Here is a 17,085-nt window from a genome sequence, read left to right on the forward strand (position 1 = left end):
AATAACCCATATCGAGGTATCAAATGAAAAATAAGCGATTTTATTTTATTTCTTTATTATTCACCCTGTGTGTTAACCCCCTATCAGCCTCGCCGTTAATCGTTGCTCATCGTGCAGGAACAGCCGATTTCCCAGAGAACACTCGACATGCCATCAGTAAAGCGTTATCAAATAATGCTGATATTATTTGGGTCTCGGTTCAACTTAGTAAAGATGGTGTTTTAGTACTATATCGGCCCAAAGATTTGAGCGAATTGACTAACGGCAGCGGCCTGGTCTCTGACCACTCTTGGCAAGAATTACAGTTATTAGATGCGGCCTATCACTTTAAAAGTGACGATCAGTATACATTCCGCGGATGGGGGGTAAAGATCCCCTCATTACATCATATTTTATTATCGTTCCCAAAAGCAAGATTCACTATAGATATTAAGTCTCCTGATGTAGATCCAAAAATAATAGCGAATGCCATAACAGAAATGAGAGAAAGCATTCTCTCACCTGACCGCATTGTTTTCTATTCTACTGAGAAAAAATATCTTGATGCGCTACCTGATTATATAAGTAAATTCGAGACACGTAATAAAACCCGTAAAATTTTAGCTACTGCGGTGATGGCAGATGAATGTATAATAGCCAAAAACAAGGGTAATTCATTCATTAGCAACCAGAATAGACATTATGCCTTTGAATTAAGACGTGAGGTAAAGGTCGTCGAGAAATTCACCCTGGGTAAAGGAACAACCCGGACCCAATTGGTTTGGAATCAACAGGCAATGGACTGTTTCAAGCAGAGCGAAGATGCAAAAATTTTGCTGATTGGCATAAACTCTGCAAAAGATTATCAGCTAGCTAAAGATCTCGGTGCCGATTATGTGATGGTTGATTCACCACTGCAGGCGAAAAATTGGCGTTGATTGCTTATAATTTGCCGGTGATTTACGCTATATGCATGCAGAATAACCAGATGAATGGCAACGGGTAAATACTGCTTGACCATCTGCCTGCTGGTCCCTATAGTACCGCCCCGTTGCCGTGCTTAGCGCGGTAACAAACGGTGAGGTGTCTGAGTGGCTGAAGGAGCACGCCTGGAAAGTGTGTATACGCGTAAGTGTATCGAGGGTTCGAACCCCTCTCTCACCGCCATATTCGAGCAAAAGGCTCTGACGAAAGTCAGAGCCTTTTTCGTGATTCCCACCAAGGTGTTTCTACAACTTACGGCGGCGCCCCTCTTTATCTATGCGGTCTCCCAATGGGGAAAATGGCATTAATCGGCTGTAAACCACTTGATTGCGCCCTTGTTTCTTCGCCTGATAAAGTGCTTCATCCGTCATTTTTAATGCTTTTAGCATCGACATTCCAGGCAAATAAAGAGACGCACCAATCGAGATGGTGGCCTTTATTTTACGTCCGTCAGGTAAAACCACCGCGAGATTCTCAACTTGTTGGAGAATTCGCTCGGCAACCGCTTTAATCGTTTGTGGTTCGTGGCGGCGGGTTATAACAATAAACTCTTCACCGCCATAACGGCCAACAAAGTCCTCATCGCGAATGATTGACGTCAGCAGCTTCCCCACTTCTGTTAGAAGTAAATCACCACCGTCATGACCATAGCTGTCATTCACCGACTTAAAATGGTCCAGATCCAGAATCATTAAACCACACGCCTGACGGCTGTTGTGAATTGCCGTTAATCGATAATCAATACTTGCCCGGTTATTTAGCTGGGTTAATTTGTCAATATTCGCCCGGTTTTTCATCGAAAAATAGGCGGAGATATGACGCTCTTTAAAATTCAGTGCATGGTAGCAAATAGCCAAACAGAGCGCGGAAATCAGTTGATATACTATCACCTGGGCCCAGGTCAAAATATGCGGGGCAACTAATACAGCAACGACCATACGATAAATCGCAATAGCGAGGATTGCGGTATAAAAAATACGATTGCTTTTTCGCTCCCAGACTCGTGACAGTATGAGCGGAATAAATATTATTGTTATAAGAATATTGTCGAGGGTAAACCAGCCTGTGAAAGCAAAATTAATCAGCAATGCCGTCAAGCTACTTAACCAACCACCATAGAAAGTGACCAAAATAATCGGAATCAACTCGAAACTATAGAAAAACGCACCTGAAATCACCCACTGGTCCTGATTCAGATAAAGTGAAACCAGTCCCGATGCGACACCAAATAGAATACGTTTCCAGACGTCCCCATTGTAAGAAAAAGCACTGTTCTTACTTAAGGCAAAATAACTGATTGAGAGCGTCGCATAGGTGACACAAGCATCTCGGTATAGTGTCGATAGAGATTCTAATTCGCTCATGGCGTAGCATTAATCCTTTGAATTCTCAGCGAGGATTTTGGCTGACATTGGTTTGTCTTATTGCCAACTAACATTAAGTAACGTTTTACGTCGAATATATTCATTGGAAATCCTAAACATTAAGCATGGTTAATAGCCATAGTTTCTAACTCAAATCTTAGCTGTGAGACAGGTTTTATTCCTGAATAATTTCACTATGGGACCAATCCCTCAATTCATGTAACAAGATGTCGCCTAATCACCCCCCTTTCGATTTCGCACACAGGATGCAGCCCTAGTTTGGATGCTTATTTTTCAATTTCCGATACTTGGGTCTAAAAGAAGGCGCTAGTGGGGATAATAACCACTTTTCATTTATTCAGGGGAGGAATGCACTGGTCCACCATGAATCCGTTCATTTAACCCTCTTTATAAAACCGACAGTTATCTAATTTTCCGACTGAGATTGATATACATCTAGATCTTAGTCACCTAATTGGCGTATCGTTGTGTTCTGCTACTCGAGACGGACCCTTACTGGCCCGCCATTTATTTTGTCTTTTCTTTATTTGGTTTGCACCTTAGATGAAAACGCACGGAATTAACGGCATTAGGCCGTTCAGCGCGCTTATTGACGCTTGCTGGCGAGAAACCTATACACTTCAAAGACTTCTCAAAGATATAATTGCCGGTGTCACTGTCGGTATCATTGCTATCCCACTGGCGATGGCACTGGCTATTGCCAGTGGTGTCCCACCACAATACGGCTTATATACCTCCGCTATTGCCGGTATTGTTATTGCGGTCACCGGCGGCTCCCGCTATAGCGTATCCGGCCCCACTGCCGCTTTTGTGGTTATTCTCTATCCGGTATCACAGCAGTTTGGTTTAGCGGGTTTGCTGCTGGCTACACTGATCTCCGGTATATTTTTATTATTTATGGGCCTAGGGCGACTTGGCCGATTGATTGAATATATCCCGCTGTCCGTCACCCTCGGTTTTACCTCAGGTATTGGTATCACCATTGCCACCATGCAGGTGAAAGATTTCTTTGGCCTGCACCTGACAGAAGTGCCGGAAAATTATGCTGGTAAAGTTGCCGCGTTGGCTCAAGCAATGCCAACCATCAACCTCAGTGATACGCTAATTGCAACCGTCACTCTGCTGGTATTAATACTCTGGCCACGGTTAAAATTAAAGTTACCGGGTCACTTACCGGCATTGGTTGCGGGTACTGCCGTCATGGCGGTGTTATCGCTATTTGATCATCAAGTGGCGACTATCGGCTCGCGCTTTGGCTATTTACTGGCCGATGGCACCCAAGGCCACGGTATTCCCCCCATCCTGCCGCAATTTGTCTTGCCGTGGAATTTACCTGCCGCCAATAGTCAGCCATTTGTATTGAACTGGGCAACCTTCTCTGCATTACTGCCCGCAGCCTTTTCTATGGCAATGCTGGGCGCAATTGAGTCATTGCTCTGCGCCGTCGTACTTGATGGTATGACAGGACAAAAGCATCACTCCAACAGTGAGTTAGTCGGTCAGGGACTGGGGAATATCATTGCGCCATTCTTTGGCGGGATCACTGCGACTGCCGCCATTGCTCGTTCTGCGGCTAATGTTCGCGCAGGTGCAACCTCACCAGTGTCAGCCATCATCCACGCACTGTTGGTCTTACTGGCGTTACTGGTACTGGCACCGATGTTGTCTTATCTGCCTTTAGCTGCGATGGCGTCTCTGCTACTGATTGTGGCCTGGAACATGAGTGAGGCACATAAAGTCGTTGACCTCCTGCGCCGAGCGCCTAAAGATGACATTATTGTGATGTTGTTGTGCATGAGCCTGACGGTATTATTTGACATGGTGATTGCAATCACAGTGGGTATTGTGTTGGCCTCACTGCTGTTTATGCGGCGTATTGCGCGCATGACGCGCCTGAGTGAGATACCCGCGGCTGTTGATGAGCATACGCTGGTATTGCGAGTGAACGGGCCACTGTTTTTCGCTGCCGCAGAGCGGATATTTAATGAGTTACTCAGCCGTTGTGAGAATTATCAAACCATTATTTTGCAGTGGGATGCAGTACCGGTTCTGGATGCCGGTGGCCTAAATGCGTTCCTACGCTTCACAGAGGCGCTGGGCGAGCAACAACAGCTCGTTATCACGGATATTCCTTTCCAGCCGCTGAAGACGCTGGCAAGAGCCAGAGTGCAGCCCATTGAAGGCAAGTTGAGTTTTTATGGGTCACTGCCAGAAGCGCTGGAGGCTTTACGCGTAAGAGGTTAGTCCCTTTGAATGAGTATTACGGTTTTCAAAAAAGGCAGTGTAGTTACCTACACTGCCTTTTCTTTATTCAAATATTACCGGCGAACACTTTTTACTTGCTGGTATCCAGCACCGGGAAACTCTTCACTAAATCATCGATAGCTTTCATCTGCACCAGGAACGGTTCTAGTTTGTCTAATGGCAAAGCTGACGGACCATCACACTTGGCGCTGTTCGGCTCTGGGTGCGCTTCGATAAACAACCCTGCCAAACCAACGGCCATGCCAGCACGCGCCAGTTCAGCTACTTGAGCACGACGGCCACCGGAGGCTGCGCCAAACGGGTCACGGCATTGTAATGCGTGAGTCACATCGAAAATAACTGGATGACCGCCAGTCGCCTGGACCATAACGTTGATACCTAACATATCAACCACCAGATTGTCATAACCGAAGTTACTGCCGCGATCACACAAGATCACTTGATCATTACCGGCTTCTTTAAATTTATCGACAATATTGCCCATCTGCCCAGGACTGACAAACTGCGGTTTTTTCACGTTGATAACCGCGCCAGTGCGGGCCATAGCTTCAACCAAATCAGTTTGACGCGCCAAAAATGCCGGTAATTGAATAACATCAACCACTTCGGACACCGGTTTTGCCTGGCTGGCTTCATGCACATCGGTGATGATTTTGACACCAAACTGCTGTTTCAGCTCTTGGAAGATTTTCATCCCCTCTTCCAAACCGGGACCACGGTAAGAATGAATTGAAGAACGGTTGGCTTTGTCGAACGAGGCTTTAAACACATAAGGAATGCCCAACTTTTGGGTCACCGTGACATAATGTTCACAAATGCGCATTGCCAGGTCGCGCGACTCAAGCACATTCATGCCGCCGAACAGCACGAAAGGTAGGTCGTTCGCTACGTTGATATCGCCAATGCTAACCACTTTCTGTTTCATACTAATACCTTTATAAAGGGTAAATCGAGATTAATTACCACGGTTATGCCGCAAGACATGGCTACCATACAACCGCGGTATAAAAGAGATCAGTGCAATGTCACCCGCTGTTGCTCAATGGAGTGGATCTGCATTTTTATCATTTCAGCAATCGGGTCTTCCGGGCACTGTTCAACAAAATAGCTTAAATCAGAGATAGCAATATGGTTGCAATCCAGTTGGGCATAAATCAAGCCACGGTCGCGGATTTCATAGGGGTCATCGGGGTCAAAAGCCAATACCGCTTCACTGGCGCGCAATGCCAACTCCATCTGCTTCTCTTCCATTAATGCCGCTTTCAATGTATCAAGCATTTTACGAACAATCAGGGTGTTTTCCGCTTCTTCCAGATCTTCATCTTCCAGTTCGGCGCTCAAACCCAGGTTGCCCTTAATCCACACTTCTAGCATATGTTCATTAAGCGTTTCACCGTTTAACGGATTAATCAGCCACATTTCTTCATCTAACCAATCAGCCCGAAGAATTAATTGAGTTGGAAAGATAACTGGCATCAAAGGTAGATCCAGTTGATGGGCGATGTGCAGGAAAATGACGCCCAGCGATACTGGCGTCCCTTGACGTTTATCCAACACTTTATCAAGCCAGATAGCGTCTGACAGGCGATAAACGCCACCAGCACCGCCAAATTTCCATTTACGGTAAAACAGATCAATAAGCACTTCTAATTGCTGATCCTGATTGAGATTGGCGGGCATCGCAGCCCGGGCATCATCAACGAGCTGTTGTAATTGGTTGCGTACATCAACCAGTGGAAAATTCTGTCGAATCTCCTGGGTAACCAATAACACCCCATCACACAGGGACGCGTTGTTAAATTCGAAATCAGCAATGCTACTCATAGATATCCCATCAGCAGTGGTAATTTAGTTGTTGCCAGTTTGACAATCAAATACAGGCAACCCAATGCGAGTATGAAAGCAAGCCAGCGACGATTCTGGCTGCGGGTTCGCTTACCTAATGCGACATAGCCAAGCAGGATATAGATAATAACGCCAAACAGCTTTTCAGTCAGCCATGTTCCTTGCGGACTGAAAGGGTAAAATCCGGTGATAAAAATCAGTACAATACCGCTGACAAATAGCAACGTATCATTGATATGTGGCGTTATTTTTACCCAGCGCTTATCCATCATAGCCGAACCGCGACATTTCCAAAAGAAACGTAATACAAACAGCGTAATACTGATAACTACTGTGAGTAAATGTAAATACTTCATGGCGATATAATCAACCCACATGACTCTCGCTTCCTTATCTATGTTAAATATTTATCGTTTTTTTTATTTGTTGCCGAATAAATGCCGCACAAAATCAGATTTTTCTTGATTAGCCGATCCATTGCCCCAAAGTAACACGATCATTATTACCATAATCTTTATACGTCATTACAGCACTAAATCCGGCGTTTTTAAGTAATTTCTGTACTGCATCGGCTTGCTGCCAGCCATGCTCCAACATTAACCAGCCTCCCGCCTCTAAATAAGCCGGCGCACGACGGATAATCTCGTCCAGTGAAGCCATCCCTTCGGCAGGTGCGACAAGCGCACTGTGAGGCTCAAAGCGGACATCACCTTCGTTCAGATGCGGGTCATCGGCATCAATATAAGGAGGATTGCTAACAATCAGCGTAAATTGTCCGTCGACCGCGTCAAACCAGCTACTTTGCAGGAAATGTACATTATCTATGGCCAGCTTTTCTGCATTATGGCGAGCCAGTGCAACAGCGTCGGCTTGGATGTCCACACCCACCACAGCACAATCTGGCCGCTCACTGGCTAACGCCAAAGCAATAGCACCGGTACCGGTACCCAAATCCAAAATATGGCAAGGAGTGGCTGGCAGATGTGCCAACGCCTGTTCAACCAAACATTCGGTGTCAGGGCGTGGAATAAGAGTGGCGGAGGAAACACTGAGTGGCAATGACCAGAATTCGCGCTCCCCAACCAGATAAGCAATAGGTTCCCCCAGCTCACGCCGGGTTGCCAGTTGTTCCAATCGCTGTAACTGATCGGCTGTCAGCTTAGTTTCACCGAAAGCCAACACATAGGTACGCGCCTTTGCGGTGACAAAACTCAATAGAATCTCGGCATCGCGCTTTGGACTGTCACTCTGACTGAAACGGGCTGCCGTTAACGACAGCCACTGCTGATAGTCCATTAATCTTGCTCTGACAACGCAGAGAGCTGGTCGGCTTGATATTCCTGCACAATCGGCTGAATCAGCATATCCAGTTTGCCTTCCATCACTTCATCTAGGCGATAGAGGGTCAGGTTAATGCGATGATCGGTCACTCGGCCCTGTGGGAAGTTATAGGTACGATTACGATCAGAGCGATCACCTGAACCAAGCAGATTACGGCGCTCGGAAGCTTCTGCCAATTGGCGCTTTTGCATTTCTGCGGCACGGATACGTGCACCCAACACCGACATCGCCTTGGCTTTGTTCTTATGTTGCGAGCGCTCATCCTGACACTCCACCACCAAGCCCGTTGGAATATGGGTGATACGGATTGCCGAATCGGTGGTGTTAACGTGCTGACCACCGGCACCAGACGAGCGGAAAGTATCAATACGCAAATCACCGGCATTGATTTCCGGCATCTCAGCTTCAGGAATGGCAGGCATTACCGCGACGGTACAGGCAGAGGTATGAATACGGCCTTGTGATTCGGTTTCGGGTACACGTTGCACACGGTGACCACCTGACTCGAATTTTAACTGACCAAACACCCCATCACCAGAGACCTTGGCAATCACTTCTTTATAGCCACCATGCTCGCCCTCACTGGCGCTCATGATTTCAACTTTCCAGCGGCGTGCTTCGGCATAACGGCTGTACATACGGAACATGTCACCAGCAAAAATAGCCGCTTCATCACCACCGGTCCCGGCACGAATCTCGAGAAAACAATCACGCTCATCATCAGGGTCTTTAGGGAGCAACAACACTTGCAACTGCTGTTCCAGCTCTTCACTGCGCGCTTTTGCTTCTTTCAGTTCTTCCTGAGCCATTTCGCGCATTTCAAGATCTTCCAGCATCATTTCTGCGGCTTCGAGATCATCTTGCACGCTGCGCCATTCTTTAAAACAGCGGGTGACATCCGTTAATTGCGCATATTCACGTGACAACGCGCGGAAACGGTCTTGATCGGCAATAACGCTGGCATCGCCAAGATACGCCAGCACTTCTTCGTGACGCTCTTGTAACGCTTCCAGTTTGGCAACAATAGAAGACTTCATCCGTGGTTTTAAACCCTGTAATTAGAGGAAACTAATGCTGATCCAGCCCAAGGCTGTCGCGTAATAATTGCAACCGCTCCATATCGCCATCGCTGGCGGCTTGCTGGAGGGATTTGGTAGGAGCATGAATCAGGCGGTTAGTGAGCTTATGGGCCAACTCATTCAACACTTGTTCTACATTGGCACCCTGCTCAATGGCGGCCAATGCTTTAGCGGTCATCTCACTACGAACCTGTTCGGCCTGAGAACGATAATCACGAATGGTTTCAACCGCCCCCTGCGCACGTAGCCAGGCCATAAAATTCATGCTTTCCTGCTGTACTATTGATTCGGCCTGCACCGCAGCGGCCTGACGCTGTGCCATATTGTGCTGAATAATCGCGTGCAGATCATCAACACTGTATAAATAGGCATTAGACAGTTTACCCACTTCTGGCTCAATATCCCGTGGTACGGCGATATCGACAAACAGCATTGGCTGATTGCGGCGGCTTTTCAGAGCACGTTCGACCATTCCCTTACCAATAATAGGCAATGGGCTGGCCGTTGAACTGATAATAATATCGGCATCGGCCAATCGAGCATCAATTTCCGGCAAAGTAATCACTTCGGCCCCCACTTCTGTCGCCAGCACTTGAGCTCGCTCACGGGTACGGTTAGCGATAATCATATGCTTGACTTGATGCTCACGCAGATGACGAGCCACCAGCTCAATGGTTTCCCCAGCCCCCACCAACAGCACATTCAGTTCAGAAAGCGACTCAAATATCTGACGTGCCAGAGTACAGGCAGCAAAAGCAACCGAAACGGCACTGGCTCCAATATCTGTTTCTGTCCGAACCCGTTTGGCAACCGAGAAAGATTTCTGGAACAACCGCTCCAACTCGCCAGACAGCGATTGACCACGCTGAGATTCAGCAAAGGCCTTTTTCACCTGCCCCAAAATTTGGGGTTCGCCTAATACCAGTGAGTCTAACCCGCTGGCAACACGCATCAAATGACTGACGGCATCATTACCATGATGCCAATACAGGCTTTTTTTCACTTCGTCCGGGCTGAGTTTGTGATAGGTACAAAGCCAGGCAATAAGTTGTTCATGCAGATTATCTTGCTGCTCTACGCTGAGATACAACTCAGTTCGGTTACACGTAGACAATACGACACCGCCCTGCACCAACGGCTGTTGGAGCAAGCTGACAAGCGCCTGGTCGATAGATTCCGGTGAAAAGTTCACTCGTTCACGTAAAGATACAGGCGCAGTTTTGTGATTAATGCCTAATGCAAGCAGAGTCATGAGAACGGCTTCGAGTAATACTGATGTTAGTATGGATTCTCGTCTGAACCGCATTCTACTTGATGCGCGGGTTCAATAAAAGTCACAGTGCAATATCCTAAGTATTATCATAAATTATGATCAGAAATTGGTTATCTGCTGTACAACAATATTGCGTAAACCCTGTACAAAATAGAACAAGATATTGACGCTCAGCCTTCAGCCCGTTAGCGTGAGCACCTCAGATACCAATTAGCTAGGTATCAAATAATTTGTTTTATCAAAAATTATTATTTATCGGTAACATGACCTCATCAAAGACGCGTCGCCAATGATATCCGTGCGACCGATAGGATTTATAGCCATATGTCGATGTATAAAATCAGTTTTTATCGCCTGCTCCCTTTAGCAACGCTGTTGCTAGCAGCCTGTAGCACCACGCCACCGACCGGTCCGGCGACCAGTCCGACATCGCCACAGTGGCGTCAACATGAGCAACAATTACAGCAATTGAGCCAATTCCAGACCCGGGGTGCCTTTGCGTATATTTCTGAAAAACAAAAAGTCTATGCGCGCTTTTTCTGGCAACAAACTACACCTGAGCGCTATCGCCTACTGCTGACCAACCCATTGGGCAGCACAGAACTGGAATTGGTGGTACAACCAGGCGTTACCCAGTTGACCGATAATCAAGGCAAACGCTATGTCAGTGATGACCCACAAGAAATGATTCAAAAGTTGACGGGGATGTCCATTCCATTGGAAAGCTTACGTCAGTGGATTTTAGGGTTACCCGGTGATACCACTGATTTCATCCTTGATGATAAGTACCGTTTGAAGCAAGTGACTTATAAACAAAATGGTATGACGTGGGTGGTTGATTATCAGGAATACAACACTCAAGTGACGCCAGCATTGCCGAGCCGCATGGAACTGAGCCAGGGCGGGCAGCGAATTAAGCTAAAAATGGATAATTGGACTGTCAAATAACATGGTTAGCACGCAGCAACATGTCTGGCCCTCACCGGCCAAATTAAACCTGTTTCTTTATATCACCGGGCAACGGGCCGATGGTTATCATGACTTACAAACCCTGTTTCAGTTTCTCGATTATGGCGACCAGCTAACTATTGTGCCGCGAGATGACAATCAGATTCGCTTATTAACGCCAGTTGCAGGCGTAGAAAACGAACAGAACTTGATAATTCGCGCGGCGCGATTGCTACAACAACAATTTCTACAACAACAATTGCCACAACAACAGCCCGGCACGGTAAAAGTACCTCGTGGGGCAGATATCAGTATTGATAAACGCCTACCAATGGGGGGAGGACTGGGTGGTGGTTCATCTAATGCCGCTACGGTACTGGTTGCACTCAATTTACTGTGGCAATGTGGTTTCTCTGATCAGAAATTGGCCACTCTTGGCCTAACATTAGGTGCCGATGTGCCGGTGTTCGTTCGTGGACATGCTGCCTTTGCTGAGGGAATTGGCGAAAAATTGCAACCTGCGGAGCCTTTAGAGAAGTGGTATTTGGTGGTACACCCCGGTGTAAGCATCCCAACACCAATTATTTTTTCTGATCCTGAATTAAAAAGAAATACGCCAGTTCGCCCACTGGCGGCGCTTTTAAGCACTCCGTACGCAAATGATTGCGAACCGATCGCAAGAAAACGTTTTCGCGAGGTTGAACAGGCTCTTTCATGGCTGTTAGAATACGCTCCGTCACGCCTTACCGGAACCGGTGCTTGTGTGTTTGCAGAATTCGACACTGAGGCATCGGCCCGACAGGTGTTAAGTATTGCCCCGGAGTGGTTGCATGGTTTTGTTGCTCGTGGTGTAAATGTTTCGCCACTGCATCGTGCGCGCTCTGGGAAAATTGAAAGTTGTGAGTGCAGATAACGATTTACAGCGTTATGTAAGGTCGATGTAATGGCTCTACTAACCTTGGGTTCTGAAAATACCTGTCTCATTTGATTGAAAGCCGGTTCATAATGCTGTTTTGTACCCAATAGATTTCAAGATGCAGGAAAGCGGCAAACGAGCGAATCCCGATAACCTTACATGAGTAAGTGATGCGGGTGAACGAGAACAGTCGACACACCTGTAATTTGAATGATGACGGTTATTCACCGTGTTTTGGCTTTAAATACCCGTATGTATATTGCAATCAGTATGAATAATCGCCCCTGATTACTGATATGACAATATCTTCTCTGGACGCATGCCTGAGGTTCTTCTCGTGCCTGATATGAAGCTTTTTGCTGGTAACGCCACCCCGGAACTAGCACAACGTATTGCCAACCGTTTGTACACCAGTCTTGGTGACGCCGCTGTAGGTCGTTTTAGCGACGGCGAAGTGAGCGTGCAAATCAACGAAAATGTACGCGGTGGTGATATTTTCATCATCCAGTCCACCTGCGCACCCACGAACGATAACCTGATGGAACTGGTTGTCATGGTTGATGCCCTGCGTCGCGCCTCCGCAGGACGTATTACTGCTGTTATTCCTTACTTCGGTTACGCTCGTCAGGATCGCCGTGTGCGTTCTGCCCGTGTACCGATCACTGCCAAAGTTGTTGCCGATTTTCTCTCAAGTGTTGGGGTTGACCGCGTATTGACAGTGGATCTACATGCTGAACAGATCCAAGGCTTTTTTGATGTTCCGGTTGATAACGTATTTGGTAGCCCAATCCTGCTGGAAGATATGTTGCAGCAGAATCTGGAAAACCCAATTGTTGTCTCTCCAGACATCGGCGGCGTTGTTCGCGCCAGAGCCATTGCAAAACTGCTGAACGATACTGATATGGCGATTATCGACAAACGCCGCCCACGTGCTAACGTTTCTCAGGTGATGCACATCATCGGTGACGTTGCTGGCCGTGACTGCGTGTTAGTTGACGATATGATCGATACCGGTGGCACATTGTGTAAAGCAGCGGAAGCCCTGAAAGAACGTGGTGCCAAGCGTGTATTTGCTTACGCGACTCACCCGATCTTCTCTGGTAATGCGGTTGAAAACATCAAACATTCTGTTATCGATGAAGTGATTGTTTGTGACACGATTCCGTTGTCAGCTGAAATCAAGGCATTAAAAAATGTGCGTACTCTGACCCTGTCAGGCATGTTGGCTGAAGCCATCCGCCGTATCAGCAATGAAGAGTCCATCTCTGCGATGTTTGAGCATTAATCAGTATTAGGTTGTGGATATCCCTGCGGTGCTATCTGGCCGCAGTTAGCCATTAAGCTATTTTCGCGATAGGTCACTTGGTGGGCATCACGAATGGGGTTCATAACGAATTGATACTATGCAATGCATAAATTGAAGCAGATAAAGAAAAACCCGTTGAAGCAGATGCGACAACGGGTTTTCTACTCTCGATCGCTGAGTTCTTGATCAATAGGTGTTTGTTTTATCGCTCGTTGAGCCGTCATTTACCCCTCCTGCACATCAGCTCAATTAAAAAGCCAAGAAAACAGGTCTATGTTTGCCGCTTCGCTGTAATTAGTCGCTAATGATGCCTTGCTCGCTAGGAGTGACGCTGGTTGCGATTACAACGCTTGTCAAAGTGCTTAATCCACCAATAACGATCCGCAACTTCCTCACGCCCACCGATACGCGCGCCAACTAACCACAACAGTGCGCCGACAAAAATACTCATCACGGCACCATGGGCAAAGAATTGCGGTAGACCCAGTTGGGATACCTCTGTCAGGATTGAGTAACCTACCCCTACGACCATGGTAACCAAACCTAATCCCATCAGCACATTACCGACCCTTGCTGCGCTTTTACGTTTCATATGCCACCTCCACCTAGGTTGCCAATAAATAACCACTGAGCCGAACGCTAAAACTGCTTGCTTAATGCGATTATTCATGTCCACTTAATAACTAAGTATAGTCAGGCTTGCGAGGAAGGTATTGCGCTTGTGATCACAACTGGCAAATATATTCCAACAAATCTTTACATAATCCAGACATTTGGCACTGAATTTGAATTATACATACAGGCAACTATTCACATCTTGAACTATTCACTCTAAATAAATTCATGCTAGCAGTTTTGTTATTACGCGCTATGACAGGTAAACTATGGCACTTTAATTCCTTTAGTTATAGCGAATGGCGACGTGAGCAGTATTAAATTAATCGTTGGGCTGGCAAATCCGGGCGCTGAATATGCCCAAACTCGCCACAATGCAGGTGCTTGGTATGTGGATTTATTGGCGCAGCGCCATAATCAACCACTGAAAGAAGAGGGTAAATTCTTCGGCTACACTGCAAGGCTAAATCTGGCAGGCCAAGACGTTCGCTTGTTGGTACCCTCTACCTTTATGAATCTCAGTGGCAAGGCCGTAGCCGCAATGGTTGGGTTTTACCGTATTCTGCCGGAAGAGATTTTAGTCGCACACGATGAGTTGGATATCCCGCCGGGCGTGGCTAAATTAAAGCTAGGTGGCGGTAACGGTGGCCATAACGGCCTGAAAGATATTCAGAGCAGGTTGGGGAATAACCCTAACTTCTATCGTTTGCGCATCGGCATCGGCCATCCGGGTGATAAAAGTAAAGTCACCGGTTTTGTTTTGGGTAAGCCACCAATCAGTGAACAAACCTTAATTGACGAGGCTATTGATGAATCTATCCGCTGTACTGAAATACTGCTAAAAGAAGACATCACTAAGGCAATGAATCGCCTGCATTCCTTTAAGGCCGGCGTATAATACTGGCCCGGTTCCCCGGCTAACGAACATAAGCCGGGGTGCCTGTATTAGTTGTTATTCATTTTTGTTGCACAGCGCATTAATCCCCTGTTGTCCCTCACCGGTCAATACCACACCTGAAAATATCACCCTCACCCGCCCGAGAAAATTGTTGCTTTTACCATCATATTCGCCCGCAATATCACTCAATTTATCGCTACAAAAAAGCGAATCCCAATCTGATGCCTTTCCTTTGTTGCGCGATAAGTCGTGGCTGCGTTCAAACTTGTCGGTTACTGCGGTAAATTTCAACTGGATGCTGTCGAAATCTTCATAAAGGGTATTTTTTTTGTACCCCACATATCTAACGCTCTTGCCCGAGTGACTTTCAATTTCCACCCCATATTGATCAACCAACTCGGCAAAGGAGGGGGCGGCAGGCTCAACATCTGCGGTAAGAAAACGCATTCCCACAATACCCGCCATCCCCCCGAACAAGATGACGATCAGCCATTTATAGATACTCATTTCCATTGGAATTACCCAAATTCAGTATGCGGACTGTAATAACTAGTTATCGGACATTTATCAGGAAACTTAAGATGGCATAAGCGTGATCTCGGACACAGAGTTAGAAAAATCAATCACCTACTCGCTCTCACAGCATGTTCCCTTGCGGCGACGAAACAGCATGATCGAGATAAATCGTCAGAATGTGTATAATGGCGACATAAATTTTGATTACATCAGCACGTTAACCCTAACGAGTTGATTTTTAAGTTATTTAAGGTGATATAAAACATGGGATTCAAATGCGGTATTGTGGGCCTGCCTAACGTTGGTAAATCCACCCTGTTCAACGCGTTGACACAAGCGGGTATCGAAGCAGCTAATTTCCCGTTCTGCACCATTGAACCCAACACGGGTGTGGTGCCAATGCCGGACCCGCGTCTGGACCAACTGGCCGAGATTGTTAAACCTCAGCGTATTTTGCCAACGACGATGGAATTCGTCGATATCGCGGGCCTGGTTAAGGGTGCATCCAAAGGCGAAGGCCTGGGTAACCAGTTCCTGACCAATATCCGTGAAACTGAAGCAATTGGTCATGTGGTACGTTGTTTTGAAAATGACAACATCATCCATGTTGCCGGTAAAGTTGATCCCGTTGATGACATTGATACCATCAACACTGAACTGGCACTTTCCGATCTGGAAACCTGTGAACGCGCAATGCATCGTGTTCAGAAGAAAGCTAAAGGCGGTGATAAAGACGCTAAAGCGGAACTGGAAGCGCTGGAAAAATGTCTGCCACATTTAGAAAATGCTGGCATGCTGCGTGCGTTGAACCTGAGTGCTGAAGATAAAGCCGCCATCCGTTATCTGAGCTTCCTCACCCTGAAGCCAACCATGTACATTGCTAACGTCAATGAAGATGGGTTTGAAAACAATCCATATTTGGATCAGGTGCGTGCCATCGCTGCGGCGGAAGGTTCTGTGGTAGTTGCCGTTTGTGCCGCAGTTGAGTCTGATATTGCTGAGTTGGAAGATGCAGACCGCGCTGAATTTATGGCTGAGTTAGGTATTGAAGAACCCGGTCTGAACCGTGTGATCCGTGCCGGTTATGAATTGCTGAACCTGCAAACCTATTTTACTGCCGGTGTAAAAGAAGTGCGTGCCTGGACCATCCCGATAGGTGCAACTGCACCACAAGCTGCCGGTAAAATTCACACCGACTTCGAGAAAGGCTTTATCCGCGCACAAACTATCGCTTTCGAGGACTTTATCACCTACAAGGGTGAGCAAGGCGCGAAAGAAGCCGGCAAAATGCGTTCAGAAGGTAAAGATTACATCGTAAAAGATGGCGACGTGATGAACTTCTTGTTCAACGTCTAAATCATTTTTGTTGTTTCATGAGGATTCACTGAGTCTCATGAAAAATAACAAATACCATTAAATCCACGCATTTGCGTGGATTTTTCATTTCATAATGTCTCATCTTGTCTCGTGAAAGCGCAGTTTAAAATAAGTATGTGGATAACAATCCGCAGATAACATGCTATTCCCCTTCCCTTTCAAACCGTCAAAATGCTCAGAACGCGCCATAGTTTGACAGGATATCGGCTGCACCTATTTCCGGGTCGTGATAATCCATGCGGCCCAATGACATTGCACTCGTTGCGTCAACGACGCAAAAGCCTCGGCTGGAGCGGTACTTTCAGCACACATGTGACCAGAACAACAGGTAATACCCGTTTAAATAAGATGGGGGAGA

General features: G+C 46.8%; 16 protein-coding genes, 1 tRNA gene and 1 pseudogene. 9 read left to right on the forward strand and 9 right to left on the reverse strand.

The window, feature by feature from the left end; genetic code table 11:
- Nucleotides 1–23: 23 nt before the first annotated feature.
- The gene (locus V2A84_RS08640; RefSeq protein WP_083159021.1) at nt 24–917 is read left to right on the forward strand and encodes a glycerophosphodiester phosphodiesterase family protein; all 894 of its coding nucleotides are present in this window, start codon (nt 24–26) and stop codon (nt 915–917) included.
- 139 nt (nt 918–1,056) lie between these two features.
- Nucleotides 1,057–1,146, forward strand: a tRNA-Ser gene (locus V2A84_RS08645).
- A gap of 62 nt (nt 1,147–1,208) precedes the next feature.
- On the opposite strand, the gene V2A84_RS08650 is transcribed toward V2A84_RS08645, so the two are convergent.
- On the reverse strand, nt 1,209–2,327 hold the full coding sequence (locus tag V2A84_RS08650) for a GGDEF domain-containing protein (protein WP_083159022.1): 1,119 nt from the start codon (nt 2,325–2,327) through the stop codon (nt 1,209–1,211).
- A gap of 564 nt (nt 2,328–2,891) precedes the next feature.
- On the opposite strand from V2A84_RS08650, the gene dauA reads away from it, so the two are divergent.
- Nucleotides 2,892–4,592: a C4-dicarboxylic acid transporter DauA gene (gene dauA, locus V2A84_RS08655; protein ID WP_083159023.1), complete on the forward strand. Its 1,701-nt coding sequence runs from the start codon at nt 2,892–2,894 to the stop codon at nt 4,590–4,592.
- Nucleotides 4,593–4,683: 91 nt separating this feature from the next.
- Here dauA and kdsA read toward each other — a convergent pair whose 3' ends face one another.
- From kdsA to hemA, 6 genes are all read right to left on the reverse strand, one after another.
- Nucleotides 4,684–5,538 (reverse strand): 3-deoxy-8-phosphooctulonate synthase, encoded by an 855-nt coding sequence (gene kdsA, locus V2A84_RS08660; protein ID WP_005185168.1) that lies wholly within the window; start codon nt 5,536–5,538, stop codon nt 4,684–4,686.
- A gap of 89 nt (nt 5,539–5,627) precedes the next feature.
- On the reverse strand, nt 5,628–6,437 hold the full coding sequence (sirB1, locus tag V2A84_RS08665) for an invasion regulator SirB1 (RefSeq protein WP_083159024.1): 810 nt from the start codon (nt 6,435–6,437) through the stop codon (nt 5,628–5,630).
- The gene (locus V2A84_RS08670) at nt 6,434–6,835 is read right to left on the reverse strand and encodes a SirB2 family protein (RefSeq protein WP_005185164.1); all 402 of its coding nucleotides are present in this window, start codon (nt 6,833–6,835) and stop codon (nt 6,434–6,436) included. Before V2A84_RS08670 ends, sirB1 begins: the two co-directional genes overlap by 4 nt.
- 88 nt (nt 6,836–6,923) lie before the next feature.
- On the reverse strand, nt 6,924–7,754 hold the full coding sequence (gene prmC / locus V2A84_RS08675) for a peptide chain release factor N(5)-glutamine methyltransferase (protein ID WP_442848702.1): 831 nt from the start codon (nt 7,752–7,754) through the stop codon (nt 6,924–6,926).
- Nucleotides 7,754–8,836, reverse strand: a complete 1,083-nt coding sequence (prfA, locus tag V2A84_RS08680) for a peptide chain release factor 1 (protein WP_005185162.1) — start codon at nt 8,834–8,836, stop codon at nt 7,754–7,756. Before prfA ends, prmC begins: the two co-directional genes overlap by 1 nt.
- A gap of 31 nt (nt 8,837–8,867) precedes the next feature.
- Nucleotides 8,868–10,130 carry a glutamyl-tRNA reductase gene (gene hemA, locus V2A84_RS08685; RefSeq protein WP_083159026.1) on the reverse strand — a complete coding sequence of 421 codons (1,263 nt, stop codon included), beginning with the start codon at nt 10,128–10,130 and terminating at the stop codon, nt 8,868–8,870.
- Between the two features lie 345 nt (nt 10,131–10,475).
- Between hemA and lolB the strand changes: the two genes are divergently transcribed.
- The 3 genes from lolB (at nt 10,476) to prs (ending at nt 13,300) form a co-directional block, all read left to right on the forward strand.
- The gene (gene lolB, locus V2A84_RS08690; protein ID WP_083159027.1) at nt 10,476–11,099 is read left to right on the forward strand and encodes a lipoprotein insertase outer membrane protein LolB; all 624 of its coding nucleotides are present in this window, start codon (nt 10,476–10,478) and stop codon (nt 11,097–11,099) included.
- Between the two features lies 1 nt (nt 11,100).
- Entirely contained in the window at nt 11,101–12,012 is a 912-nt protein-coding gene (gene ispE / locus V2A84_RS08695) for a 4-(cytidine 5'-diphospho)-2-C-methyl-D-erythritol kinase (protein WP_083159028.1), read from the forward strand.
- Between the two features lie 340 nt (nt 12,013–12,352).
- On the forward strand, nt 12,353–13,300 hold the full coding sequence (gene prs / locus V2A84_RS08700; protein ID WP_004390739.1) for a ribose-phosphate diphosphokinase: 948 nt from the start codon (nt 12,353–12,355) through the stop codon (nt 13,298–13,300).
- A 340-nt stretch (nt 13,301–13,640) separates the two neighbouring features.
- Here prs and ychH read toward each other — a convergent pair whose 3' ends face one another.
- Nucleotides 13,641–13,913, reverse strand: coding sequence for a stress-induced protein YchH (gene ychH / locus V2A84_RS08705; RefSeq protein ID WP_083159029.1), 273 nt, complete (start codon nt 13,911–13,913; stop codon nt 13,641–13,643).
- Nucleotides 13,914–14,243: 330 nt separating this feature from the next.
- Between ychH and pth the strand changes: the two genes are divergently transcribed.
- Nucleotides 14,244–14,834: an aminoacyl-tRNA hydrolase gene (gene pth, locus V2A84_RS08710; protein WP_083159030.1), complete on the forward strand. Its 591-nt coding sequence runs from the start codon at nt 14,244–14,246 to the stop codon at nt 14,832–14,834.
- Nucleotides 14,835–14,888: 54 nt separating this feature from the next.
- Here pth and V2A84_RS08715 read toward each other — a convergent pair whose 3' ends face one another.
- The gene (locus V2A84_RS08715) at nt 14,889–15,347 is read right to left on the reverse strand and encodes a hypothetical protein (RefSeq protein ID WP_102970422.1); all 459 of its coding nucleotides are present in this window, start codon (nt 15,345–15,347) and stop codon (nt 14,889–14,891) included.
- Nucleotides 15,348–15,614: 267 nt separating this feature from the next.
- Here V2A84_RS08715 and ychF point away from each other — a divergent pair, with 267 nt between their 5' ends.
- The gene (gene ychF / locus V2A84_RS08720) at nt 15,615–16,706 is read left to right on the forward strand and encodes a redox-regulated ATPase YchF (RefSeq protein WP_083159031.1); all 1,092 of its coding nucleotides are present in this window, start codon (nt 15,615–15,617) and stop codon (nt 16,704–16,706) included.
- A 159-nt stretch (nt 16,707–16,865) separates the two neighbouring features.
- Nucleotides 16,866–17,081: pseudogene (locus V2A84_RS08725) on the forward strand (tyrosine-type recombinase/integrase); the annotation flags it as partial.
- Nucleotides 17,082–17,085: the final 4 nt, after the last annotated feature.

Origin of the sequence: Yersinia sp. 2553 StPb PI (genome assembly GCF_052217105.1) — a bacterium.
In the GTDB taxonomy this organism is placed as follows: domain Bacteria; phylum Pseudomonadota; class Gammaproteobacteria; order Enterobacterales; family Enterobacteriaceae; genus Yersinia; species Yersinia enterocolitica_E.